23 protein-coding genes are annotated in these 23,611 nt (G+C 53.9%); 9 read left to right on the forward strand and 14 right to left on the reverse strand.

Annotated elements, in window-relative coordinates; genetic code table 11:
- Positions 1-51: 51 nt before the first annotated feature.
- Both yigL and pldB read right to left on the reverse strand, forming a co-directional pair.
- On the reverse strand, positions 52-852 hold the full coding sequence (yigL, locus tag OGY19_RS09745) for a sugar/pyridoxal phosphate phosphatase YigL (RefSeq protein ID WP_115601236.1): 801 nt from the start codon (positions 850-852) through the stop codon (positions 52-54).
- Between the two features lie 15 nt (positions 853-867).
- Positions 868-1,884 (reverse strand): lysophospholipase L2, encoded by a 1,017-nt coding sequence (gene pldB / locus OGY19_RS09750; RefSeq protein WP_115601237.1) that lies wholly within the window; start codon positions 1,882-1,884, stop codon positions 868-870.
- A gap of 110 nt (positions 1,885-1,994) precedes the next feature.
- On the opposite strand from pldB, the gene rhtB reads away from it, so the two are divergent.
- On the forward strand, positions 1,995-2,615 hold the full coding sequence (rhtB, locus tag OGY19_RS09755) for a homoserine/homoserine lactone efflux protein (protein WP_069325083.1): 621 nt from the start codon (positions 1,995-1,997) through the stop codon (positions 2,613-2,615).
- Positions 2,616-2,777: 162 nt separating this feature from the next.
- Positions 2,778-3,650 carry an Rpn family recombination-promoting nuclease/putative transposase gene (locus OGY19_RS09760; protein WP_115601238.1) on the forward strand — a complete coding sequence of 291 codons (873 nt, stop codon included), beginning with the start codon at positions 2,778-2,780 and terminating at the stop codon, positions 3,648-3,650.
- A 38-nt stretch (positions 3,651-3,688) separates the two neighbouring features.
- Here the strand turns inward: OGY19_RS09760 and rhtC are convergent, their stop codons facing one another.
- The 3 genes from rhtC to pldA all read right to left on the reverse strand — a co-directional run bounded on the left by rhtC (position 3,689) and on the right by pldA (position 7,160).
- The gene (gene rhtC, locus OGY19_RS09765; protein ID WP_003828942.1) at positions 3,689-4,309 is read right to left on the reverse strand and encodes a threonine export protein RhtC; all 621 of its coding nucleotides are present in this window, start codon (positions 4,307-4,309) and stop codon (positions 3,689-3,691) included.
- A gap of 63 nt (positions 4,310-4,372) precedes the next feature.
- Positions 4,373-6,202 carry an ATP-dependent DNA helicase RecQ gene (gene recQ / locus OGY19_RS09770; RefSeq protein ID WP_115601239.1) on the reverse strand — a complete coding sequence of 610 codons (1,830 nt, stop codon included), beginning with the start codon at positions 6,200-6,202 and terminating at the stop codon, positions 4,373-4,375.
- Between the two features lie 88 nt (positions 6,203-6,290).
- Positions 6,291-7,160, reverse strand: coding sequence for a phospholipase A (gene pldA / locus OGY19_RS09775; RefSeq protein ID WP_079939623.1), 870 nt, complete (start codon positions 7,158-7,160; stop codon positions 6,291-6,293).
- A gap of 165 nt (positions 7,161-7,325) precedes the next feature.
- Between pldA and yigI the strand changes: the two genes are divergently transcribed.
- Together yigI and rarD are read left to right on the forward strand one after the other, a co-directional pair.
- On the forward strand, positions 7,326-7,793 hold the full coding sequence (gene yigI, locus OGY19_RS09780; protein ID WP_003017917.1) for an acyl-CoA thioesterase YigI: 468 nt from the start codon (positions 7,326-7,328) through the stop codon (positions 7,791-7,793).
- Between the two features lie 51 nt (positions 7,794-7,844).
- Positions 7,845-8,738, forward strand: coding sequence for an EamA family transporter RarD (rarD, locus tag OGY19_RS09785; protein ID WP_101743044.1), 894 nt, complete (start codon positions 7,845-7,847; stop codon positions 8,736-8,738).
- Positions 8,739-8,811: 73 nt separating this feature from the next.
- Here the strand turns inward: rarD and corA are convergent, their stop codons facing one another.
- From corA to lptM, 8 genes are all read right to left on the reverse strand, one after another.
- On the reverse strand, positions 8,812-9,762 hold the full coding sequence (corA, locus tag OGY19_RS09790) for a magnesium/cobalt transporter CorA (RefSeq protein WP_003017920.1): 951 nt from the start codon (positions 9,760-9,762) through the stop codon (positions 8,812-8,814).
- 153 nt (positions 9,763-9,915) lie between these two features.
- Positions 9,916-9,972: a YsgD/CorL family protein gene (ysgD, locus tag OGY19_RS09795; RefSeq protein ID WP_212723238.1), complete on the reverse strand. Its 57-nt coding sequence runs from the start codon at positions 9,970-9,972 to the stop codon at positions 9,916-9,918.
- A 148-nt stretch (positions 9,973-10,120) separates the two neighbouring features.
- On the reverse strand, positions 10,121-12,283 hold the full coding sequence (gene uvrD / locus OGY19_RS09800; protein WP_115601240.1) for a DNA helicase II: 2,163 nt from the start codon (positions 12,281-12,283) through the stop codon (positions 10,121-10,123).
- Positions 12,284-12,347: 64 nt separating this feature from the next.
- The gene (gene yigB / locus OGY19_RS09805; protein ID WP_115601241.1) at positions 12,348-13,064 is read right to left on the reverse strand and encodes a 5-amino-6-(5-phospho-D-ribitylamino)uracil phosphatase YigB; all 717 of its coding nucleotides are present in this window, start codon (positions 13,062-13,064) and stop codon (positions 12,348-12,350) included.
- Positions 13,064-13,966: a tyrosine recombinase XerC gene (gene xerC, locus OGY19_RS09810; RefSeq protein WP_061066918.1), complete on the reverse strand. Its 903-nt coding sequence runs from the start codon at positions 13,964-13,966 to the stop codon at positions 13,064-13,066. Before xerC ends, yigB begins: the two co-directional genes overlap by 1 nt.
- Entirely contained in the window at positions 13,963-14,670 is a 708-nt protein-coding gene (locus OGY19_RS09815; RefSeq protein WP_061066917.1) for a DUF484 domain-containing protein, read from the reverse strand. The genes xerC and OGY19_RS09815 overlap by 4 nt, the downstream gene beginning before the upstream one ends.
- The gene (gene dapF, locus OGY19_RS09820; protein WP_005133314.1) at positions 14,667-15,491 is read right to left on the reverse strand and encodes a diaminopimelate epimerase; all 825 of its coding nucleotides are present in this window, start codon (positions 15,489-15,491) and stop codon (positions 14,667-14,669) included. Before dapF ends, OGY19_RS09815 begins: the two co-directional genes overlap by 4 nt.
- Positions 15,492-15,527: 36 nt before the next feature.
- Complete coding sequence (gene lptM / locus OGY19_RS09825; RefSeq protein ID WP_005133315.1) at positions 15,528-15,731, reverse strand: LPS translocon maturation chaperone LptM; 204 nt, start codon at positions 15,729-15,731, stop codon at positions 15,528-15,530.
- A 137-nt stretch (positions 15,732-15,868) separates the two neighbouring features.
- Between lptM and cyaY the strand changes: the two genes are divergently transcribed.
- Positions 15,869-16,189: an iron donor protein CyaY gene (gene cyaY, locus OGY19_RS09830; RefSeq protein ID WP_003828967.1), complete on the forward strand. Its 321-nt coding sequence runs from the start codon at positions 15,869-15,871 to the stop codon at positions 16,187-16,189.
- 46 nt (positions 16,190-16,235) lie between these two features.
- On the opposite strand, the gene cyaA is transcribed toward cyaY, so the two are convergent.
- Positions 16,236-18,782 carry a class I adenylate cyclase gene (gene cyaA / locus OGY19_RS09835; protein WP_048214075.1) on the reverse strand — a complete coding sequence of 849 codons (2,547 nt, stop codon included), beginning with the start codon at positions 18,780-18,782 and terminating at the stop codon, positions 16,236-16,238.
- 389 nt (positions 18,783-19,171) lie between these two features.
- On the opposite strand from cyaA, the gene hemC reads away from it, so the two are divergent.
- Genes hemC through hemY form a run of 4 tightly spaced genes read left to right on the forward strand, consistent with a single transcriptional unit; the run spans position 19,172 to position 23,255 of the window.
- Positions 19,172-20,113, forward strand: coding sequence for a hydroxymethylbilane synthase (gene hemC / locus OGY19_RS09840; RefSeq protein WP_137345892.1), 942 nt, complete (start codon positions 19,172-19,174; stop codon positions 20,111-20,113).
- Positions 20,110-20,850, forward strand: coding sequence for a uroporphyrinogen-III synthase (gene hemD / locus OGY19_RS09845; RefSeq protein ID WP_048214074.1), 741 nt, complete (start codon positions 20,110-20,112; stop codon positions 20,848-20,850). Before hemC ends, hemD begins: the two co-directional genes overlap by 4 nt.
- Positions 20,851-20,871: 21 nt before the next feature.
- Positions 20,872-22,053 (forward strand): uroporphyrinogen-III C-methyltransferase, encoded by a 1,182-nt coding sequence (gene hemX / locus OGY19_RS09850; RefSeq protein ID WP_048214073.1) that lies wholly within the window; start codon positions 20,872-20,874, stop codon positions 22,051-22,053.
- 2 nt (positions 22,054-22,055) lie between these two features.
- Positions 22,056-23,255 (forward strand): protoheme IX biogenesis protein HemY, encoded by a 1,200-nt coding sequence (gene hemY, locus OGY19_RS09855; protein WP_048214072.1) that lies wholly within the window; start codon positions 22,056-22,058, stop codon positions 23,253-23,255.
- Positions 23,256-23,611 lie beyond the last annotated feature (356 nt).

Below are 23,611 nucleotides of genomic sequence, written 5' to 3' on the forward strand. Positions count from 1 at the left end.
ACATCCATTGTAGCGGAGAGTTTAGTTGACAACTGGTCAACTAAAGAACAATCACTTTAAAAAGAGATCGCGCAGGTAGTGCGGCACGGCATCGTCGGCGTTGAGTCCGATGACTTCCAGCTCCGGATGCAGATCCTTCAGGCGCTGGTGGGCATTACCCATGATGCAGCCTTTGCCCGCCATAGAGAGCATTTCCGCATCGTTCATCCCATCGCCAAAAGCGATACAGTCTTTCAGGCTGTAGCCCATCGCTTTCGCTACCGCTTCCAGCGCATGACCTTTCGACACGCCGCCCGCCATGACTTCCAGACAGGTAAGCGTAGAGAAGCTGACATTGACGCGATCGCCCCAGCGAGCGTTAATCGCCTGTTCCAGCGGCAGCAACCTTTCGTGAGAATCAGTGGTGAAAAACACTTTGCTGACGCCATCCGGCTCCAGCAGCGCAGGTTCAAACAGTGAATAATTGAATACCGCCTCTTTAAAGAAACGCATTTCTTCCGGGCGGTGGCGGTTCATGAACCACTCATCATCGCGGTAAACATTCGTCACGATATCCGGGTTGGCATTCACTACACCAAACAGGTCGCTGGCAATGTCGCGATCCAGGTTATGGGAAAACACCAGATTCCCGTCAGAATCATGCACGCGCGCGCCGTTGGACGTGATCATGTAGGTCTTAATGCCGAGATTATCGCGAATTTGTCCCACATCAACATGATGACGGCCAGTCGCAAACACGAAGTTAACGCCGCGAGCGGTCAATAACTTCAGCGTCTCTTTGGCATAAGGGGACAGAGTATGGTCGGGGGAAAGCAGCGTACCGTCTAAATCAGACGCAACAACCTGATACATAAGAAAATTCAACCTCTAGGCAAAGCGAGTTCCGCTGGATGAGTTATGCCTGTTGAAAAAATCAACAATAGCGTTAAGCGCGACTGAGCGCATTGCGTCCTTTTCGAAAAGGATCTCATGGTACGCGCCTTTTATGACAAGCGGCTGACCTCCTTCTACCGGATGGCCTGCTGCAGCGCGGAGTTCACAAAAACGATCGTGCATGCGGTTATCCACTACACGCTCTTCTTCGGCCTGAATCAGCAGCGTCGGCGTCGCGTCGTCTCCCGCGCCAGCCAGAACCTGTTCGCCCGCCTGAATGCCTTCACGCACCCAGTGATAGGTAGGGCCACCCACACGTAACCGCGGATCATCTGCGTAGAAGCGTAGGTTACGCCGATAGCGCTGTCGACTATGCGTGAGCGCATTCATACCGAATGGCAGCGCCCGCCAGCGACCGGTTCCCATCGCATAGCCTTCACGGATGCGCGGATGCCCTTCAGCCCAGTCAAGAATGTGGCGCACCATCCAGTCGGGAAAGCGCATCACAATACCAAACATTGGCGCGCAAAGCGCGATGGCATCACACTGATTCGGGTGGCGCTGCAGGAACAATGTGGCAATCGCTCCGCCCATAGAATGCGCCAGTATATAGCGTTTTCTCCACGGACCGGGTAGCACTTCCTGCTGCCAGAAGGCGGTTAGATCGTCGACATAGTCATTAAAGTTATCGACATGACCGCGATGTGGATCAGAAAGCATTCGCCCGGAACGCCCCTGACCACGGTGATCGATAATGAGCACGTCAAAACCAGAATGAAACAGGTCATACGCCAGTTCAGCGTATTTCACGTAGCTTTCAATGCGTCCAGGACAGACGACGATGACGCGATCGTTTTTTTCTGCATGAAAACGCACAAAATGTACGGGGATATCATCCACGCCCGTAAATTCCGCTTCTTCCCGCTGACGCCAGAAATCTGTCAGTGGCCCCATGGAAAAAGCAGCAAACGCGTTTTCTCTTGTTTCCCAGTCTTTTTGCTGCTGAAACATCGGGTATCCAGCCTCGCTGACCAAGTAAAATCGTTTTTTTCGCCATCGCTGACACAACCTAACGGCAGTAGCGTATTGTGGCATAAAAATAGACAATCCGGGAGTTTCTCATGACCTTTGAATGGTGGTTCGCCTACCTGCTGACCTCTATTATTTTGAGCTTGTCTCCAGGCTCTGGCGCAATCAACACTATGACCACCGCCATCAGCCATGGTTATCGCGGTGCCAGCGCGTCGATTGCGGGTTTACAGACCGGGCTGGGCATTCATATCGTTTTGGTAGGCGTGGGGCTGGGAACGCTATTTTCACGTTCGGCGATCGCGTTTGAGGTGCTGAAGTGGGCGGGAGCGGCCTATCTGATTTGGCTGGGTATTCAACAATGGCGCGCGGCGGGTGCTATCGATCTGAACACCATGGCGAATACACAATCGCGCAGCCGCCTGTTCAAACGCGCGGTCTTTGTGAATCTGACCAACCCCAAGAGCATTGTTTTTCTTGCCGCTCTGTTCCCGCAGTTTATCCTGCCGCAGGAACCGCAACTGATGCAGTACGTGGTGCTTGGCGTCACGACCATTGTGGTCGATATCATTGTGATGATCGGTTACGCGACGCTGGCCACGCGCATTGCTGGCTGGATTAAAGGGCCAAAGCAAATGAAGGCGCTGAACAAAGTGTTTGGTTCACTGTTTATGCTGATAGGCGCCCTGCTGGCATCGGCAAGGCATGCCTAGCAAATGGAACGGCACTCGCAAAGAAATGCTAACAGTATGAGCGTCTGAATATGACTTTCCGTACTTAGCCGCAAAGGAGGAAAAGTCTTTTATTCTGCGCTGTTAGGTGTTGAATACCAGAGTCAGAATGCCGCCACTCTCACTTCTCACGGATGATGGACGATGGCGGAAGCAACGACACCCCATGACGCAGTATTTAAGACCTTCCTCTCCCGCGTGGAAACCGCGCGGGACTTTATTGAACTTCATCTTCCGCCTTCGTTAATTAAAATCTGCAAACTGGAAACGCTCCGTCTGGAATCAGGCAGTTTTGTGGAGGACGATCTGCGCCCCTATTTCAGCGATATTCTCTACTCACTGGAAACCACCAGCGGGCATGGCTATGTACATGTGCTCATCGAGCATCAAAGCTCACCTGACAAGCATATGTCATTTCGCCTGATGCGCTACGCTATCGCAGCGATGCAGCGTCATCTTGAGGCTGGAAACGACACTCTACCGCTGGTGATTCCAGTGCTCTTTTACCATGGCAAGCAAAGCCCATGGCAAGGCTCAATGAACTGGCTGGATCACTTTGAGGATTCGGGAACCGCCCTTCAACTTTACAGCACACCGTTTCCGTTGGTGGATGTGACGGTTATTCCAGATAATGAAATCATGCAGCATCGCAGTATGGCGGCGCTGACATTAGTGCAAAAGCATATTCGCCAGCGCGACATGGCACAGCTGCTGGATAAACTTACCCGCCTGTTTATGCTGGAGAAGATGAGCGGACAACAAATAACCGTGCTGGTAAACTACATGGTGCAAGCAGGGAATACACAAGATGTTCAGACATTACTGTATAAGCTGGCACAGCGTGTGCCGCAGCATGGAGACAAACTGATGACAATGGCGGATCAACTACGTGAAGAGGGCAAACGCATTGCCCTCACTGATGTAGCAAAAGCAATGCTCAAGCGAGGTCTGGATACCGATGCGATTATGGAAATGACCGGCCTTTCGAAGGATGAATTACAGAAGCTTGCGCAATAAACCGTACTCCGCCTGGGGCTCCCAGGCGGGTAACAAACTTAGCGCGAAATAATCAGGTGGATGCCGAAACCCGCGAACAGCGCGCCAGCAAAACCATCAATCCACTTCGCCAGACGCTGATAGCCACGACGCATTTTCGGCAGCGCAAACAGGCTGGCAACTACGGTAAACCACGCCAGGGTTTCCACGATGATCAGAGCAAAAATCCCCCAACGCGCGCCCGTTCCCACGTTATCGCCAACGAACAACGAGAAGACGGAGCCAAAATAGATAATGGCTTTAGGGTTCGCCAGATTGGTCAGCAGACCTTTCAAAAAGCTGCGTCCGCTCTGCGCCAGCTCCACCTGCGGAGTGGGAGCTGCAACATCCTGTTTTTTAAATGCGCCGCGCAGCATCTGATAACCCATCCAGCACAGATACAGCCCCCCACCTACCATAATAATGGTGTGCAGCCAGGCCATTTTTTCGATAATCAGATGCAGGCCGAGCAGTGCCACGCCAGCCCAGACCATGACGCCACAGGTAATCCCCAGCACGCCCATCATGGCTTCTTTGCGCGAACGGCTAACCGCAGTTTGAGAAACAAAAAAGAAATCGGGACCGGGACTCATCAGCGCAACGATGTGCACCAACGCAACGGTGAAAAATAGCGTTAACATAAAAATGACTCGCGGGGGAATAGTTCAGTGAGTCACCATCCTGGCACTTTTTTGCCCGGCTGACTACTCTTCGTCGTCACCATCAACGTGTGCGCGAATAAGCGCCATAAACTCTTTACCGAAACGCTCAAGTTTACGCATCCCCACACCGTTGACGCTCAGCATTTCGCTCGCTGAAACTGGCATCTGCTCCGCCATTTCAATCAGCGTGGCGTCGTTGAACACCACGTACGGTGGGATGTTCTCTTCATCGGCAATGGCTTTACGCAGCTTACGCAATTTGGCGAACAGTTTGCGATCGTAATTACCGCCGAAGGATTTCTGCATCGCGCGCGGTTTCAGCGCCACAATACGCGGCACCGCAAGCTGTAGTGGAACTTCACCGCGCAGCACCGGACGCGCGGCTTCGGTTAACTGTAACGCGGAGTGATGAGCAATATTCTGCGTCACCAGTCCAAGATGAATAAGCTGGCGAATAACGCTCACCCAGTGTTCATGGCTTTGCTCACGACCAATGCCGTAGACCGGCAGCTTGTCATGGGCCAGCTCGCGAATACGCTGGTTATTCGCTCCGCGCAGCACTTCCACGACGTACCCCATGCCGAAGCGTTGGTTAACACGGTAAATCGTCGACAGCGCTTTGCGCGCATCCATGAGTCCGTCGTACTGTTTTGGCGGATCGAGGCAGATATCGCAGTTACCGCACGGCTCCTGACGCCCTTCGCCAAAATAATTCAGCAGCACCAGACGACGGCAGGTTTGCGCCTCGGCAAATGCCCCCATCGCATTGAGCTTATGGCGCTCGATATCCAGCAGTTGTCCGGCGGGCTTTTCTTCGAGGCAACGGCGTAGCCATGCCATATCAGCCGGATCGTAAAACAGCATCGCTTCCGCAGGCAGGCCGTCACGCCCGGCGCGGCCGGTTTCCTGGTAATAGGACTCGATGTTGCGCGGAATATCAAAATGCACCACGAAGCGTACGTTGGGTTTGTTGATCCCCATACCGAACGCCACGGTCGCCACCACGATTTGCAGGTCGTCGCGCTGGAATTTCTCCTGCACGTCAGCGCGTACGGTATTTTCCAGCCCGGCATGATAAGCCCCGGCACTGATGCCCCGGCTTTGCAGACGCGCGGCGGTGTCTTCTACTTTAGCGCGACTGTTACAGTAGATAATGCCGGACTTACCGCGCTGCTCTTGCACGTAGCGCATCAGCTGATCGAGCGGCTTAAACTTCTCCATCAACATGTAGCGAATGTTCGGGCGGTCAAAGCTGCTGATCTGAATTAACGGGTCGTTGAGTCCCAGCAGACGCACAATATCCAGCCGGGTGGTTTCATCCGCGGTCGCGGTCAGCGCCACAAACGGCAGGGTTGGGAAACGCTGACGTAACTGGCCCAGCGCAGCGTATTCGGGGCGGAAATCATGCCCCCACTGTGAAATACAGTGCGCTTCATCAACCGCCAGCAGCACCGGATTCCAGTGCGCCAGATGCTCAAGGAAGTTATCCAGCATCAGGCGTTCGGGCGCAATGTACAGTAAGCGAATCTGTCCTGTACGACAGCCTGCCATCACCTCAAGCTGCTGCTCACGACTTTGAGTAGAGTTAAGGCACGCCGCCGCCACGCCGTTGGCCAGCAGTTGATCGACCTGATCTTTCATCAGAGAAATCAACGGAGAAACAACAACGGTGAGTCCGTTTAGCAATAATGCGGGAATTTGATAGCACAGGGATTTACCGCCGCCGGTCGGCATAACGACCAGGCAGTCGCGACCAGAGAGCACGGTATCAATGATTTCTTCCTGACCAGGGCGAAACTGTTGGTAGCCAAAGGTTTCTTGCAAAACCTGTTTAGCGCCCATTTCCAGATTCAACACTTCCGCCTGCGCCACATTAACCCCATTAGCCTGAAATAAAAACAGGCGCTATTTTCAGCGCCTGAGAGAGAAACTGCAATGATTAAAATACTCTCAATACTTATCAGAAGATATCGTTGAGCATCACGCCCACACCAACACGGGTCTGATTGAAGTTATAGTCAATCAACGATTCGCCGTAACCGCTGTAGACCTGAGTGTATAGACGCACATGCTTCGTGATGGGGTAACTGGCTCCCAGCTCTGCGCCACCGTAGCCGGTATTCCAGTTGTACTGGCCTTTCACACTGATGACCGCGTCACCCAGGTGATAACCCATTTTCAGCTGATAGTAGCCCATATATTTTGTGATATCCGGGTTATCGTCAGTGCTGCCGATGACGTACCACGGCTTAACTTCCACCAGCCAGTTACCATTTTCAGCCATCAGACGAGTATAAAGACGGTTCCAGCTACGTGAAGTGGGATCGGAGCGGCCGTTGGAGTCATGGTTATAACCCATTTCGACATCACGAAGCGTCCAACCGGCAAAGCGATAGTCGGTGGCGAAACCGAGGAACAATTGCGGTTCGTAGTTGGTTTCGCGAAACGGTGAAGACTCTTCACTGTTCGAAAGCTGCCACCAGGACTTCTGGGTATAGGAACCACCGAGTACCGAATTCGGGCCTAATATCCCGCGCCAGAGCGGAAACGCCAGGCTTAGCTGAAATTTAACCTCATCTTTGCGCGCATTTTCGGACCAGCTATAGCTGCTGATCGCCTCTTTGTTCATGTCGCTGGTATTGGTGTAGATGAGATAGTTGGTGTCATAAGGATAAAGCGTGAAAGGGTTGTCATGCTCCTGCAGCATGTTGGCGATAATACTGCCTCTCACTGCTGGTGCATCATGGATCTCTTTCACTGTCGCTTCCTGCGCATACGCGGTCAACGGCAGCATGACTGCTGGTAGTAACCATCCCAGAATCGCCCGCATCGGTACTGTTCTCCTGAACCAAAATATTGATGAATTGTATAATTATCTGGCAAGTATTCTACATACTTAGCGAGTTCCTCGTTAATCATCCCGTCCTAAAGTAGAAAACAACAAATAATAAGCATAATATCAACATTTCATTAACCATTGAGATATAGGGATCGTATGTCTGCCGTACTTACTGCTGAGGAAGCGCTGAAGTTAGTGGGTGAAATGTTTGTCTATCATATGCCGTTTAACCGGGCGCTGGGACTGGAGCTTGAACGCTATGAGAAAGAATTTGCCCAATTAGCCTTTAATAACCAACCGATGATGGTCGGCAACTGGGCGCAAAGCATTTTGCATGGCGGCGTGATCGCCTCGGCGCTGGACGTCGCCGCCGGGTTGGTGTGCGTTGGCAGTACGCTGACTCGCCATGAAACGATCAGCGAAGACGAACTGCGTCAGCGGATGTCACGCATGGGCACCATCGATTTGCGCGTTGATTACCTGCGTCCGGGCAGAGGAAATCGCTTTACCGCCACCAGCAGCCTGCTGCGGGCGGGTAATAAAGTCGCCGTTGCACGCGTGGAACTGCATAACGAAGAACAGCTTTATATTGCCAGCGCAACCGCCACTTATATGGTGGGGTAAGCAGCCAAAAAAAGGTAAACTGCTGTTACATTTCTGCAATGAGTTTTCCCGATGGATGCTAAACAAACGCGGCAGGGCGTGTTACTCGCTCTTGCTGCTTATTTTATTTGGGGTATCGCTCCTGCCTACTTCAAGCTGATTTACTATGTCCCGGCAGATGAGATCCTGACGCACCGCGTCATCTGGTCATTTTTCTTCATGGTGGTGCTGATGAGCATCAGCCGCCAATGGTCGGGTGTCAAAACGCTGCTCCAAACGCCAAAGAAGATCTTCCTGCTGGCGCTCTCGGCGGTGCTCATCGGCGGAAACTGGCTGCTGTTCATTTGGGCAGTCAATAATCACCATATGCTGGAAGCCAGCCTCGGCTATTTTATTAACCCGCTGGTGAATATTGTGCTGGGAATGCTATTCCTCGGCGAACGCTTTCGTCGCATGCAGTGGCTGGCGGTACTATTAGCCGCCTGCGGCGTGCTGGTACAGCTGTGGACCTTTGGATCGCTGCCAATCATCGCGCTGGGACTGGCGTTCAGCTTTGCTTTCTATGGTCTGGTGCGCAAGAAGATTGCGGTCGAAGCACAAACCGGCATGCTGATCGAAACCCTGTGGCTTTTACCCGTTGCAGCCATCTATCTGTTTGGTATTGCGGACAGCCCAACCAGCCATATGGGGCAAAACCCGATGTCGCTCAATCTGCTGCTGATTGCTGCGGGTGTCGTGACCACCATTCCGCTGCTGTGCTTTACCGGCGCGGCGACCCGCCTACGTCTGTCGACGCTGGGTTTCTTCCAGTATATCGGACCTACGCTGATGTTCCTGCTGGCCGTCACCTTCTACGGTGAAGTCCCAGGAACGGATAAAATGGTCACATTTGCGTTTATCTGGGTCGCGCTGGCGATTTTCGTGATGGATGCGATTTATACGCAACGACGGGTACGTCGGAGCTAGGGCATTGCCGGATGGCGCTTCGCTTATCCGGCCTACAAAAGCACATCACCGTAGGCCGGATAAGTCACCGCCATTACAGCCAGTTCTTGCGCTTAAAGTACAGATACGGCGCCAGACCGGCGAGCATCATAAAGACAATCGCCCCAGGATAACCAAAGCTCCAGTGCAGTTCCGGCATGAATTCAAAGTTCATCCCGTAGCTTGAAGCCACCAGCGTCGGCGGCAGGAACACCACGGAGACCACCGAGAAGATCTTGATGATGCGGTTCTGCTCAATGTTAATAAAGCCCATCGCCGCCTGCATCAGGAAGTTAACCTTCTGGAACAGCGATTCATTGTGCGGCAGCAGAGATTCGATATCGCGCAGGATCTCACGCGCCTGCTCCAGCTGACTGCCCGGCAACCGCGCTTTACGCACCAGGAAATTCAGTGCGCGCTGGGTATCCATCAGACACAGACGAACCTTCCAGCCGATATCTTCCAGTTCCGCCAGCGTAGAAAGCGCTTCATCATATTCATCGCCCTGACGCCCTTCCATGATCACACGGCTGAGTTTTTCCAGGTCGCTGTAGATGTTTTCGATCTCATCCGCCAGCTGTTCAATTTTGGTTTCGAACAGGTCGAGCAACAGCTCGTAGGCGTTGCCATCCACCATCGCCTGGTTACGCGCACGCATGCGGTACAGGCGAAAGGCCGGCAATTCGCGCTCGCGCAGGGTAAACAGACGGCCTTCGCGAATAGTAAATGCGACGGTTGAGTTACCCGCGTGATCGTCGGCGTCTTCATAAAAGAAGAAGGAGTGAATGTGCAGACCGTCTTCGTCTTCAAAAAAACGCGCGGATGCTTCGATGTCTTCCAGTTCAGGGCGCGTAGCCAGATTCTGGCCCAAGTCCTTTTGCACACGGTTTCGTTCTTCGTCATCCGGCTCGACTAAATCGACCCAAACCGAACTGGCCAGGTGCTCGATCTCGTCTGCCTCAAGGCGAGTTAAACGATTGTTTTCCAGTTGAAATGCGCTCAGCATGACCGGGACTCCCAATGCAAAAAATTATCGGACAGTTCGGAGGGCACACAGAAACAAATTGGGTTTCAGACCATTAAACAGCCTGACTCAGCGCGACGGGAAAAACAGAAGGTCGCTGACAACCGCGAAGGCTATCAGCAAAAAGGGATAGCCTTAGGAGTTGATCCTGGATGACAGGATAATGAGCCAGTATCTACTGGGTGTGTCCAAGGCGAATGTCCTCTTAGCGTAATCGTGCGCGCATGTTACGCCAGCAAAATTTTGACGTCAACACGCAACGAAACGCTAGCCTGGATAAATTACCTGCTCATCAGTAAGGCTAGCAGATCGTTACAAAATAATGATATTTTTCTGAAAGTTATACCGTTTCCAGTCGGGCATAGGCCGCCACCAGCCATTTGATCCCCTGCCCCTGGAACGCGACCTGCAAACGACTGTGCTCGCCGCTGCCTTCCAGATTGACAATGGTGCCCTCGCCAAACTTGGCATGGCGCACCCGCTGGCCAAGCTTATAGCCGGTATCATTTTCCGCCATTGGCGTGCCCATTCGCTGATGGCTCACCGGACGGCTGACCGTGGCGCGCAGACGTACCTCTTCAACACACGTTTCCGGCAGTTCACCAATAAAGCGCGACGGGCGATGGTAAACCTCTTTGCCGTACAGACGACGCGTTTCGGCGTAGGTCAGCGTCAGCTTTTGCATTGCGCGGGTCACGCCGACGTAGGCCAGGCGGCGTTCCTCTTCGAGACGTCCGCCTTCGTCCAGCGACATCTGGCTGGGGAACATGCCTTCTTCCATGCCGACGATAAACACCTGCGGGAACTCCAGACCTTTCGCCGAGTGCAGGGTCATCAGCTGAACCGCATCCTGCCAGGTATCCGCCTGCCCTTCGCCCGCTTCCAGCGCGGCGTGAGACAGGAATGCCTGCAGCGGCATTAAGTCTTCATCTTCTTCGTTGTAGCTGAACTGGCGCGTTGCCGTCACCAGTTCGTCTAAGTTTTCGATACGCGTCTGGCCCTTCTCGCCTTTTTCCTGCTCGTACATCATGCGCAGCCCGGAGTCTTTAATCACCCGGTCAGTCTGCACGTGCAGCGGCATATCGGCGGTCTCCTGGGCCAGGGCGTCAATCAATTCCATAAAACGCTGTAAGGCGCTGGCAGCGCGCCCCGCGAGGGCTTTTTCCTGTAACAGTTCACGACAGGCCTGCCACAGCGTTAGCTGGCGGTCACGGGAGGTCTGACGCACGACATCTAAAGTACGATCGCCAATCCCGCGCGTCGGCGTATTTACTACGCGCTCAAACGCCGCGTCATCATTACGATTAGCGATCAGGCGCAGGTAAGAGAGCGCATCTTTGATTTCCTGGCGTTCGAAGAAGCGCATCCCGCCATAAATCCGATACGGCATGCTGGCCTGTAACAACGCCTCTTCCAGTACGCGCGACTGGGCGTTGCTGCGGTACAGAATAGCGCATTGTTCAAGCGCGCCGCCGTTGTCCTGCCAGGTCTTGATGCGGTTAACGACAAAGCGCGCTTCATCGAGCTCGTTGAACGCGCAGTACAGCGAGATCGGTTCACCGTCGACGCCGTCGGTCCACAGCTTTTTACCCAGACGTCCGTTGTTGTTCTCAATCAGGGCGTTAGCTGCGCTGAGGATATTGTTGGTCGAGCGGTAATTCTGCTCCAGGCGAATAGTTTCTGCGCCCGGGAAATCGGTGAGGAAGCGCTGGATGTTTTCCACCTGCGCCCCGCGCCAGCCGTAGATCGACTGGTCGTCATCACCCACGATCATCACTTTACCGGTATCGCCCGCCAGCAGGCGGATCCAGGCGTATTGAATGTTGTTGGTATCCTGGAATTCGTCCACCAGGATATTAGTAAAGCGTTCGCGATAGTGCTGCAGGATATGCGGTTTGTTGAGCCACAGTTCATGGGCGCGCAGCAGCAGCTCGGCGAAATCCACCAACCCGGCGCGGTCACACGCTTCCTGGTAAGCCTGATACACTTTCTGCCAGGTTTGCTCAACCGGGTTGCCATAGCTCTGCAGATGATGCGGGCGCAGCCCTTCGTCTTTCTGACTATTGATAAACCACATCGCCTGACGCGGCGGCCACTGCTTCTCATCCAGGTTCATCGCTTTGATCAAGCGCTTGAGCAGACGCAACTGGTCTTCGCTGTCGAGGATCTGGAAATCCTGCGGCAGGTTGGCATCCATATGGTGCGCGCGCAGCAGACGGTGCGCCAGACCGTGGAACGTACCCACCCACATACCGCCCTGGCTGGTCCCCATGATCTGACCAATACGGTGGCGCATTTCCGCTGCCGCTTTGTTGGTAAAGGTTACCGCCATAATCGAATACGGCGAGTTGTTCTCTACCGTCAGTAACCAGGCGATACGGTGCACAAGCACGCGCGTTTTACCACTCCCCGCGCCTGCCAGAACCAACATGTTGCTGCGTGGCGCGGCCACAGCCTGGCGCTGTTCGTCATTGAGGCTATCGAGCAGGTAAGAAACGTCCATTGGCACCGCCGGAATCAACAGGGCCCAGCCGGACCCCTGGGAATTTATACAGAGTTGTTGGTGATTATATCAGCGAGGTCAGAGATGCCAACTGTGAAATTTCGATATGCGGAAGCAAACGACTGTCTGCGGTGTGCATCAGGTCGGCATTTTCCGGTTTGATCCAGCAGGCCTGCATACCACAACGGATGGCACCCGCGACGTCTGTCGTCAGGTCATCGCCCACGTGCAGAATGTCGCCCACGGGCATGTTCAGTTTTTCCGCCGCCAGCGCGTACATGTCGCTGAACGGTTTTGATCGTCCGTCGGGACCGGCGCGCAGCACAAACTCAAAGTAATCACCCAAGCCAAACAGTTCCGGCTGCGCGTTACCGTTGGTGATCGCCACCAGCGGCCATTTGCGAGCCAGCGCCTTCAGCGTGTCATGCGTCACCTGCGGGACTTCAATGCGGCTACGCCATTTGGCAAAATTCATCATCGCCGCATTCGCCCCCATTCTGGCTTCTGCCGCTGACAAACCCGCTTCCAGCATAGCGCGCTCTACGGCACGGTGACGCCATTGGGTAACATCGTGGTAGATTTCCGGCTCGGCGTCGCGAACGGCCTGACGTAAGCGCTGGAGGTCGCTATTTTGCAGCGAACTCAGCGCCGGATGGTAATTCTGTACAAACGCGAGCGCTTCCTGCTCGGTGCGTGTGATAACGGGACGGTTATCGTAAAGAGTGTCATCAAGGTCAAAGGTGAGCGCAGAAATGCGCCCCAAAGGCCGGTAAAAACGCATTATTTCCCCCGTTTGGCGCGCGGATGCGCCGCATCGTACACTGAAGCCAGGTGTTGAAAATCAAGATGGGTATAGATTTGGGTTGTGGAGAGATTGGCATGACCCAATAACTCCTGCACTCCGCGCAGATCGCCGCTCGACTCCAGCATATGCGTCGCAAAGGAGTGGCGTAATTTGTGGGGATGTACGTGGCTGTTCAGCCCCTGCTTGATACCCCATTCAGCAAAGCGTTTCTGCACGTTACGCGCCGAGATGCGTTTGCCCAGTTTTGACAGAAATAGCGCATCGTCATCGCAACCAAAGAGTCCGCGCAGATCCAGCCAGTGCTCAATCCACGCCACCGCATTGCGGCCAATCGGCAGGCGGCGCTCTTTACTGCCCTTGCCCATCACCCACACTTCGCCGGTGTCGAGATCGAGATGTTTAATATCCAGCCCAACCAGTTCAGATAAACGCAGCCCGGCACCGTACATCACTTCTAGCATCGCTCTATCGCGCACGGCGAGGGGATCGTTGAGATCGATATCCAGCAGGCGATTAACGTCGTCGACGTCGATATTTTTGGGTAAATGGCGCGGCGCTTTGGGTGCGGAAACGCTTTTTGCCGGATTGGCGTTCAGCTCGCCCTGACTGACCATCCAGTCGAAGAAACTGCGCAGTGCAGACAGGCGCAAAGCCAGACTCGCCGGTCCCAGCCCTTTACGGCGGCTGCGCACGGCAAAACTACGAACCATGAGCGCATCACACTGCTGCCAGCTTTGCAGACCGGTTTCACCGGCTAACGCGATGATGGCATCAAGCTGACGCTGATAATTAAGCAATGTGATCGGGCTAAGCTGGCGCTCAACGCCCAGATAGCGCAAAAAGCGCGCCACATCCTGAGAAAGGGGTGAATCGGTCATACGCGTTCAATCCAGCGCTCCAGCAGCTCCGGCAACATCAGCGAGATTTCCTGCAGCAATTGCGTGCCTTGCCCCTGCTGGTAATGATTAACATCACGACTGCTGAACAGCATCACGCCAAGGGATCCATCCTGCCCGAGCATCGACATCGCGACTGAGCCTATGGCTTTCGCCTCCGGCATCATCACCAGCAATTCCGGGCCATTAAGCGGCCCAAGATAGTGCTGCGACTGACCCAGACGCTGGATACGCAACGGTTCAAAAGCCTGACGGCTTAATGCCAGATGGGTGAATTTTGATGGCGCGCCAAGTCGCCAGCGATCCGGGAACAGACGAACCGTCGCTCCCGCCAGCCCTAACTCACGCGCCCAGCGATGAAGTCGCATCAGCATGTCGTCGAGACTGTTCGCGGACACCAGTCGTCCTTGCAGATTTAACAGTCGATAGAACAGGCTTTCGTTGGCATTCGCTTGTTCCATCAACAGCGCCATGTTCTCTTCCAGCACGTTGATATGATTGCGCGCCCGCGCCATATGCCATTCCACTAAAGAGACCGTGCCCCGCACTGGGTGCGGAACTCGCATCGCTTCAACGGCCTGGGCATTACGGATAAAAAACTCAGGATTACGTTGCAGGTAATCGACGACCGCCCGGTCGTCCAGTTCCATGAGCGTTTCCTGTAGTTCTTCCCCTGGTTGCTTCATAAGTGAATAAATCCGTCGTAGACATGTGCCGCCGGGCCAGTCATATATAACGGATGACCCGGACCTTTCCAGGCGATATCAAGTCGACCGCCCGGTAATTCCACCCTCACTTCATCTGCCAGCAGACCCTGCTGAATACCAACCGCAACAGCGGCGCACGCCCCGCTGCCGCAGGCCTGCGTTTCACCCGCCCCGCGCTCATAAACACGCAGTCGAATATGCTCACGCTTGACCACTTGCATGAAGCCGATATTGGCGCGTTCAGGGAAGCGCTCGTGACTTTCCAGAACCGGTCCCAGTGTTTCTACCGTGGCCGTATCAACATCATCAACCTGAATCACGCAGTGCGGATTCCCCATTGAAACTACGCCGCACAATACTGTCTGCTCGGCCACTCGCATAATATAGGTCTTCTCTGCTTTATTGGCACGAAAAGGGACCTGCGAGGGTTCAAAGTTGGGTTCACCCATGTTGACCCGCACCAGCTCATCATCCGTTACGCTTAATACCATCCGGCCATTCGCGGTACTGACGCGAATATCGCGCTTATTGGTCAGCCCTTTCAGGCGAACAAAGCGGGCAAAACAGCGGGCGCCATTGCCACACTGTGACACTTCACTGCCGTCGGCATTAAAAATACGGTAGTGGAAATCCAGCTCCGGATCGTACGGAGGCTCAACCACCAGCAGTTGATCAAATCCAACGCCGAGATGTCTGTCGGCCAGGCGGCGGATCAGCTCGGGTGAGAAAAAGACATTCTGCGTTACCGCGTCGACGACCATAAAATCGTTGCCAAGGCCATGCATTTTAGAGAATTGCATTGTTTACTCCGTTCACGCGGGTACAGAAACTTACCGTCAGTAATTCACCTGAGAAGGTCCATCACTGATTCCACGATCGTTTTTATCTGGCGTCGTAGATTGTGCTGGTGACTGAATGCTCTTCGTCGGAGGCGGCGCGTTTTTGTCTGCTGGCGGGAAATAGAGAGGTCCCTTCAGACCACAGCCCGTCAGGCTGAACAGTGTAAAAAGTACAGCGAGTGCCTGAAACACGTTTTTCATTATGGATTGCCTGTAAGTTCATGCTTTCTGTTTTCTATCATCGCAGGAGAAGGCGTAAAAGCAAGAGTTTGGCTAAAAACTGCAACGTGATTTATTCCGCGTTATACTGCGACCATCACGAAAAACAGGATAAAAAAATGAACGACAGTGAATTTCATCGCCTTGCCGACACCCTGTGGATGACCATTGAAGAACGCCTGGACGACTGGGACGGCGACAGCGATATCGATTGTGAAATCAACGGCGGCGTGCTGACCATCAGCTTCGAAAACGGCAGCAAAATTATCATTAACCGTCAGGAGCCGCTGCACCAGGTGTGGCTGGCGACCAAACAGGGCGGCTACCACTTTGATCTGAAAGGCGACGAGTGGATCTGCGATCGCAGCGGCGAAACGTTCTGGGATCTGCTGGAACAGGCGGCAACGCAGCAGGCAGGTGAAGAGGTGAGCTTCCGCTAAGTGTGATTGCCGGATAAGGTGTTCACACCGGCATCCGGCATCATGTTCACGAAAAATACTGCTGCAACAGCGGCGTGTCGTTATCCTGACTGGTTTGCGGGACTGGACTAATCGGCTGGGTGCGGAACGGGATCACCTGCGCGCGCCCGTCAGTTTTCACAATCTGATAAAACTGCGGCAGGTTAAAGTTGATAAAACTGGAGCCGTAAGTGAAGCGATCGTGCGACGATGAATAGAAACGGCTGACGTCGCGTACCAGTTCCTCTTTGCTACCTTCGCAGTGGTGATACACCTCGACCCGGTTACTCTCGTCCAGAATGTAGATGTTAAAGCCCTGCTCATCACCCGTTTCTTCGAAAAAGAACTGAATGATCCCTTCACTGGCAAATCCGTCCACCACCGACGGGAGTTTCACATGGTTGGTTTCAACCTGAACGGAAAGCCCGTGCAGTTTGTTATGTGAAATCGCGCCATAGAATTCAATCGCGTTTTCCAGCTTCTGCACCGAGACGTTCAGGCGTTCGAAGAACAGTCCCCATGTCTGGCCGGAAACACGCAGTGCTTTAAAGCGTCCGGTTTCCTGCCGCGTACTGGACAGGCGTAATTCGATGCACTCAGACACCAGTTGCTGTACGCGAGTACGAATTAAACCGCGCAGATGCTGGCTATAGCAGAAGACCTCGACGCTATCCGGCGGCGCGGCATCCTGATGCATTTTGCCCAGAATCGTTTTTAACGCTTCAATCATCGCCTGCTCGCCGTTGAAGTGCAGGGTTCGCACTTCATTCCACGAGTTGCGATACAGCAGGTCTACGCTACCCACCAGACAATTTTGCTCTTCGCCAAAGCTGAAGACATCCAGCTTACGGAAATCAAAATGCACCACCTGATTGCGAAACGCCGCCGTCGGGTCATATTCGAGGTTAACGATAATCGCCAGATGACGAATTTCGCACGGGCTGTATAGCGCTTTTGGCGTCGGTGCCGGCAGACGCAGCGGGAAGTGGTGCGACACATCAGCGACCATCTCCTGCAGCTTCGGCAAGTCGACAATACCGTTACCTTTAATAAACAAATGCGTACGCGAGGTCAGCAGACCGTTAAACCACGCCCACGCTACCAGCTTATTGAGGTAGCGGTTATATTCCAGCGGCTGATGGCTGATGATCGAATCCATGTTAGGCGCGCGGTTGTAGAGATACCAACCCGAACGGTTAGCGCGACCTGGCGGCACGTGGATAAAGGTCAGATTGGGTTCTGAGAGATCCGGTGAGATCTGCGGGTTCACCAGCGTCACTTTGCCGGGCAAGGCTTCAAATGCGGCATACAGCTTACGGGTCAGCACGCCGATATCCTGCGGACTGGCGCTGACGCTAAGATTGTTACGGCGCGCAAAACGGATCAAATTACGATAGCTCTGCATCATTGCGTCGAGCAGTTCGTTGTGCGCTTCGCGTACCTGGTCAATTTTCCAGTTAGCGCGATTATCCAGCATGGTCAGACGGGCTTCATCCCAACCCCACTCTGTCACTAACTGACTTAATACTTCACGACGCCAGCCCACGCAGGCGCGTTCACGGCTCAGTTTCTCACAGACTTTTAAGTAGAAACATCGACGCACTAAATCCAGACGCGTCGGGTCTTCGATCGCCGTGAGGTATTCGGTCACGCGCTCCAGCATCATGCAGTATGGGTCGAGACCAAAAGAGACAATCTCGCCGTCGTGCAGGCGCTGTTTAATGTCTTTCGCCAACAGGCGTGGATTGGGGTATTCCCAGGAATAGGCTTCCAGCAGCAGCGTTTTCAGCACCGCTTTGTACGGGGAGTCGATACTCTTGTACAGCTGCCAGAGGCTGGCGCCAAAATACTCTTCGGCAGAGAGCGAACTGAGCCCGCCGAGATCCAACCATTCGTTTGGCGTTAGCACCCCTTGTGCGTAGAGCGTCATGACGTAATCGTCGTAATGCTCTTCTTCGTCGCCCGGCACCATATTCCACAGAATACGTTTACCCGCGAGGCGCACAGCGGTGCGATAGAATTCATCAAGCAGCAGAATATGCTGCGTCGAGCCACAGTCTTCACCACCCAGACTGCCGCTTTCATTGTGACGGAAACGGTTTTCGTCAATCAGGAAGAAACTGACTTCCACGCCCAGCGACGCGGCCCAACTTTCCAGCAGGCTACATTTACGCTGCAGCAACTGGCGCTCTTCGCTATCCAGCCAGGATTGATGGCAGACCCAGATATCAAGGTCAGACGAACAGCTTTGCCCTACCGAAGAGGTACTGCCCATCGAGTAAACGCCAGTGATCGGCAGTTCGCCCTTTGGGGGATCCTGCGGTGACATACCGCGGTACAGTTCCAGCTCATTCAGGTAGTGGCGTTGGGTTTCATCAGGCGTGTAAAAGCATATGCCTTTGGGAACGTTACCATCGAGGTAACCCGGCATCAGTGGGTGGTGGTAGTGCAATAATGTCGGCAGCAGACTGTATACCTGCTGGAAGGCAGGTCCCATGGCAGCAAGCGCGCGATCCACACGCAGTTGATTTATGGCATCCAGTCTCTGTTTCAGAGTCTCAATATAGAGGTACAAGACGTATCGCCTGATGTTGCATCCGTCATGGTGTCGATAGCGGCGGCGCAAACGCTCACCACCCTCGTTATCAATCCGGATAAACCGTATGTCAAAAATAACCGTTACCTTTTTCACCTGCACTTTTATTAGTTACAGATGAAAAAATGGTCTAAAACGTGATCAATTTAACACCTTGCTCATTGACCGTAAAGAAAGATGCGCTACTTACAAGTGTAGCACCGTTCGTTACGTGTAAATTCCTTCATACGGTCGGGAGGTTTCTCGTCATTAATCACTGCCAGTGATGATGCAGCGCCTTTTCCTCTCACTTACGTTTGAGCGTAACGCTGACATCCCTTTGATAAGGATGTTAGGATGGTCAATGATTGATAATGACGGTAACAAGCATGTTAGACAATGTTTTGAGAATTGCCACACGCCAAAGCCCCCTTGCGCTCTGGCAGGCACATTATGTCAAAGACGCCTTAATGGCAAACCACCCCGGTCTGATCGTGGAACTGGTTCCCATGGTGACCCGTGGCGACGTGATTCTGGATACCCCACTGGCAAAAGTCGGGGGTAAAGGTTTGTTTGTTAAAGAGCTGGAAGTCGCACTACTGGAAAAACGCGCCGATATCGCCGTGCACTCCATGAAGGATGTGCCGGTTGAATTCCCTGACGGTCTTGGACTGGTCACCATTTGCGAGCGTGAAGATCCGCGTGATGCTTTTGTCTCCAATAAGTACAACACGCTGGATGAACTCCCGGCAGGTAGCATCGTTGGAACGTCCAGCTTACGTCGCCAGTGCCAGTTGGCGAAGCGTCGTCCGGACCTCATCATCCGTTCGCTGCGCGGCAACGTAGGCACTCGCCTGAGCAAACTGGATAACGGCGACTACGACGCGATTATTCTGGCGGTCGCCGGATTAAAACGCTTAGGACTGGAGTCGCGAATCCGTACTGCTCTGCCGCCAGAAGTCTCCCTGCCTGCGGTCGGACAAGGCGCAGTTGGCATAGAATGTCGACTGGATGACATGCGCACTCAGGCGCTGTTAGCGCCGCTCAACCATGAAGAAACTGCGCTACGCGTCAAAGCCGAACGTGCCATGAACACCCGCCTGGAAGGGGGATGTCAGGTGCCAATCGGCAGTTATGCCGAACTCATCAACGGTGAGATTTGGCTACGAGCGCTGGTTGGCGCGCCTGACGGTTCGCAGATGGTATGCGGAGAACGTCGCGGCGCCGCGCAGGATGCGGAAAAAATGGGTATATCTCTGGCAGAAGAACTGCTGGAGAACGGTGCGCGCGCCATTCTGGCTGAAGTTTATAACGGAGATGCCCCCGCATGAGTATTCTGGTCACCCGCCCGTCTCCCGCTGGGGAAGAGTTAGTGAGCCGTCTGCGCACACTGGGGCAGGTGGCCTGGAGCTTTCCGCTTATTGAGTTCGCGCCGGGCCGGGAACTGCCAACGCTTGCCCCCCGTCTTTCGGCGCTCACCGAAAACGATCTGGTCTTCGCACTCTCGCAGCACGCCGTCACCTTTGCCGATGCCGAGCTTCAGCGGCAAGGGGTAAGTTGGTCCACTCTCCCGCACTATTTTGCCATCGGCCGTACAACGGCGCTGGCGTTACACACCGTGAGCGGATGCAATATTCACTACCCTCTGGATCGGGAAATCAGCGAAGTCTTGCTACAATTACCTGAATTACAAAATATTGCGGGAAAACGCGCACTGATATTACGCGGCAACGGTGGCCGCGAGCTAATAGGTGAAACCCTGACAGCACGCGGAGCTGATGTCGATTTTTGTGAATGTTATCAACGCAGTGCAAAACATTACGATGGCGCAGAGGAAGCGATGCGCTGGCAATCTCGCGGCGTGACCACGCTGGTTGTCACCAGCGGAGAGATGCTACAACAGCTCTGGTCGCTCATTCCGCAATGGTATCGTGAGCACTGGTTACTACGCTGTCGGCTGCTGGTCGTCAGTGAGCGTCTGGCGCACCTCGCCCGGGAACTGGGCTGGCAAGATATTAAGGTCGCTGATAACGCTGACAACGATGCGCTGCTACGCGCATTACAATAACTCTCATAATGGGATGCCATAATGACGGAACAAGAAAAAACCTCCGCCGTGGTTGAAGAGACCAGGGAGGCCGTGGAAACCACATCACAGCCAGTCAATACTGAAAAAAAGAGTAAGAACAGCACGGCGCTGATTCTGAGCGCGGTGGCGATTGCTATTGCGCTGGCGGCAGGTGTGGGGCTGTATGGCTGGGGAAAACAGCAGGCCACTACGCAGACAGCAACCAGTGATGCGCTGGCAAACCAGCTCATGGCGCTGCAAAAAGCGCAAGAAACCCAAAAGACCGAGCTGGAAGGCATTATTAAGCAGCAGGCAACACAGCTGGATGAAGCCAATCGCCAGCAGACTGCGCTGGCCAAACAGCTTGATGAGGTTCAGCAAAAAATCGCCACTATCTCCGGAAGCGATGCCAAAACCTGGCTACTGGCGCAGGCCGATTTTCTGGTGAAACTGGCGGGGCGTAAATTATGGAGCGATCAGGACGTTACCACCGCCGCAGCGTTGCTGAAAAGCGCCGACGCCAGCCTGGCTGACATGAATGACCCCAGTTTAATTGCCGCTCGTCGCGCGATTACCGACGATATCGCCAGCCTCTCTGCGGTAACTCAGGTCGACTATGATGGCATTATCCTCAAGGTAAACCAGCTCGCTAACCAAATTGATAACCTGCGTCTGGCTGATAACGATACCGATGATTCACCGATGGATTCTGACAGCAGCGAGCTTTCCAGTTCCATTAGCGAATGGCGCGTCAATCTGCAAAAAAGCTGGCAGAACTTTATGGACAGTTTTATCACCATTCGCCGTCGTGATGAAACCGCCGTCCCGCTACTGGCGCCAAACCAGGATGTTTACTTACGTGAGAACATCCGTTCACGCCTGCTAGTGGCGGCGCAAGCCGTACCTCGCCATCAGGAAGAAACATACCGCCAGGCGCTGGAAAATGTCTCCACGTGGGTTCGCGCCTATTACGACACTGACGATGCGGCGACAAAAGCGTTCCTTGAAGAGGTCGATCAACTGAGCCAGCAAAGCATCAGCATGGACGTACCGGAAACACTTCAGAGCCAGGTTATTCTTGAGAAGCTAATGCAGACTCGCGTGCGTAATTTGCTGGCCCAGCCATCCACATCACCGGCTGAAGCCGCACCTGCACCAGTACCTCAGGCAGATGCTCCGGCAGCCGCGCCGCAAGGAGAATAATGATGCTAAAAGTATTGTTGCTCTTTGTGCTGTTGATCGCCGGGATCGTCGTCGGTCCGATGATAGCCGGTCATCAGGGCTACGTGCTGATCCAGACGGATAACTACAACATCGAAACCAGCGTGACGGGTCTGGTGATCATTCTGATCGTCGCGATGGTCATTCTTTTTGCGATTGAGTGGCTGCTGCGCCGTATATTCCGTACTGGTGCGCATACCCGCGGCTGGTTCGTGGGGCGTAAACGCCGTCGTGCGCGTAAGCAGACCGAGCAGGCGCTGCTTAAACTGGCAGAAGGCGACTATCAGCAGGTTGAAAAGCTGATGTCAAAAAATGCCGATCACGCAGAACAGCCGGTGGTGAATTACCTGCTGGCGGCAGAAGCGGCTCAGCAGCGTGGTGATGAAGCTCGCGCTAATCAACACCTTGAACGCGCAGCCGAACTCGCCGGAAATGATACGATCCCAGTCGAAATCGCCCGTGTTCGTTTGCAGCTGGCGCGTAATGAAAACCATGCCGCACGCCACAGCGTAGACAAACTGCTGGAAGTGACGCCACGTCATCCGGAAGTCTTGCGCCTGGCTGAACAGGCTTATATTCGCACCGGCGCATGGAGTTCTTTGCTGGATATCATTCCATCAATGGCGAAAGCGCATGTGGGTGATGAAGAACACCGTGCGATGCTGGAACAGCAGGCATGGGTGGGTCTGATGGATCAGGTTCGCGCCGATCAGGGCAGCGAGGGATTACGCGCATGGTGGAAAAACCAGAGCCGTAAGACTCGTCATCAGGTTGCCCTGCAGGTGGCGATGGCAGAACATCTGATTGAGTGTGACGATCACGATACGGCACAGCAAATCATCATCGATGGTCTGAAACGTCAGTATGACGACCGCCTGGTGCTGCCGATCCCACGTCTGAAAACCAACAACCCGGAACAGATAGAAAAAGTACTGCGCCAGCAAATTAAAGTGGTGGGCGACCGCCCACTGCTGTGGAGTACGCTTGGTCAGTCATTGATGAAGCACGGTGAATGGCAGGAAGCTACGCTCGCCTTCCGTGCCGCGCTTAAACAACGCCCGGATGCATACGACTACGCCTGGCTTGCCGACGCACTGGACAGGCTGCATCAGCCGGAAGAAGCCGCCACCCTGCGCCGTGATGGCCTGATGTTGACACTGCAGAACAACAATCCCCCGCAGTAACTCCTGAATGCCCGGTGACGCTTTCGCTTACCGGGCCTACATATTTTTCAATCGTATACGCAAAATCATTCGAGAAGCAGCTCGAAGGATTTTGTTTATGCATAAAAAAACGCCCGCTCGGTAAGGAGCAGGCGTTAAACAGGTCTGTATGACAACATAAATGGGTGCTTCACTCAACGTTATGTCCATGGTGTTTGATGAAGCTAAAGCGACATCTGTCAGTGGACGATAAGCACCGTAAACGGCTCTGCATCATTCCTGAGTTTATGAGGCCTGATGGCGAACATAAGAGATGGAATGAGCATCTACACGCATATTATTACACAGCGTATGCGGTGATTGCACTGTAAAAACCA

Source organism: Citrobacter sp. Cy070, from assembly GCF_030332245.1.
In the GTDB taxonomy this organism is placed as follows: domain Bacteria; phylum Pseudomonadota; class Gammaproteobacteria; order Enterobacterales; family Enterobacteriaceae; genus Citrobacter; species Citrobacter youngae.

What these genes read in the sequence shown, in the direction of transcription:
- cyaY (WP_003828967.1), top strand. Translation starts at nt 15,869, where the DNA reads ATGAACGACAGTGAATTTCATCGCCTTGCCGACACCCTGTGGATGACC.
- lptM (WP_005133315.1), bottom strand. Translation starts at nt 15,731, where the DNA reads ATGAAAAACGTGTTTCAGGCACTCGCTGTACTTTTTACACTGTTCAGC.
- corA (WP_003017920.1), bottom strand. Translation starts at nt 9,762, where the DNA reads ATGCTGAGCGCATTTCAACTGGAAAACAATCGTTTAACTCGCCTTGAG.
- OGY19_RS09760 (WP_115601238.1), top strand. Translation starts at nt 2,778, where the DNA reads ATGGCGGAAGCAACGACACCCCATGACGCAGTATTTAAGACCTTCCTC.
- dapF (WP_005133314.1), bottom strand. Translation starts at nt 15,491, where the DNA reads ATGCAATTCTCTAAAATGCATGGCCTTGGCAACGATTTTATGGTCGTC.
- yigI (WP_003017917.1), top strand. Translation starts at nt 7,326, where the DNA reads ATGTCTGCCGTACTTACTGCTGAGGAAGCGCTGAAGTTAGTGGGTGAA.
- uvrD (WP_115601240.1), bottom strand. Translation starts at nt 12,283, where the DNA reads ATGGACGTTTCTTACCTGCTCGATAGCCTCAATGACGAACAGCGCCAG.
- yigL (WP_115601236.1), bottom strand. Translation starts at nt 852, where the DNA reads ATGTATCAGGTTGTTGCGTCTGATTTAGACGGTACGCTGCTTTCCCCC.
- hemD (WP_048214074.1), top strand. Translation starts at nt 20,110, where the DNA reads ATGAGTATTCTGGTCACCCGCCCGTCTCCCGCTGGGGAAGAGTTAGTG.
- yigB (WP_115601241.1), bottom strand. Translation starts at nt 13,064, where the DNA reads ATGCGTTTTTACCGGCCTTTGGGGCGCATTTCTGCGCTCACCTTTGAC.
- hemC (WP_137345892.1), top strand. Translation starts at nt 19,172, where the DNA reads ATGTTAGACAATGTTTTGAGAATTGCCACACGCCAAAGCCCCCTTGCG.
- hemY (WP_048214072.1), top strand. Translation starts at nt 22,056, where the DNA reads ATGCTAAAAGTATTGTTGCTCTTTGTGCTGTTGATCGCCGGGATCGTC.
- xerC (WP_061066918.1), bottom strand. Translation starts at nt 13,966, where the DNA reads ATGACCGATTCACCCCTTTCTCAGGATGTGGCGCGCTTTTTGCGCTAT.
- rhtC (WP_003828942.1), bottom strand. Translation starts at nt 4,309, where the DNA reads ATGTTAACGCTATTTTTCACCGTTGCGTTGGTGCACATCGTTGCGCTG.
- OGY19_RS09815 (WP_061066917.1), bottom strand. Translation starts at nt 14,670, where the DNA reads ATGAAGCAACCAGGGGAAGAACTACAGGAAACGCTCATGGAACTGGAC.
- hemX (WP_048214073.1), top strand. Translation starts at nt 20,872, where the DNA reads ATGACGGAACAAGAAAAAACCTCCGCCGTGGTTGAAGAGACCAGGGAG.
- rhtB (WP_069325083.1), top strand. Translation starts at nt 1,995, where the DNA reads ATGACCTTTGAATGGTGGTTCGCCTACCTGCTGACCTCTATTATTTTG.
- pldB (WP_115601237.1), bottom strand. Translation starts at nt 1,884, where the DNA reads ATGTTTCAGCAGCAAAAAGACTGGGAAACAAGAGAAAACGCGTTTGCT.
- rarD (WP_101743044.1), top strand. Translation starts at nt 7,845, where the DNA reads ATGGATGCTAAACAAACGCGGCAGGGCGTGTTACTCGCTCTTGCTGCT.
- pldA (WP_079939623.1), bottom strand. Translation starts at nt 7,160, where the DNA reads ATGCGGGCGATTCTGGGATGGTTACTACCAGCAGTCATGCTGCCGTTG.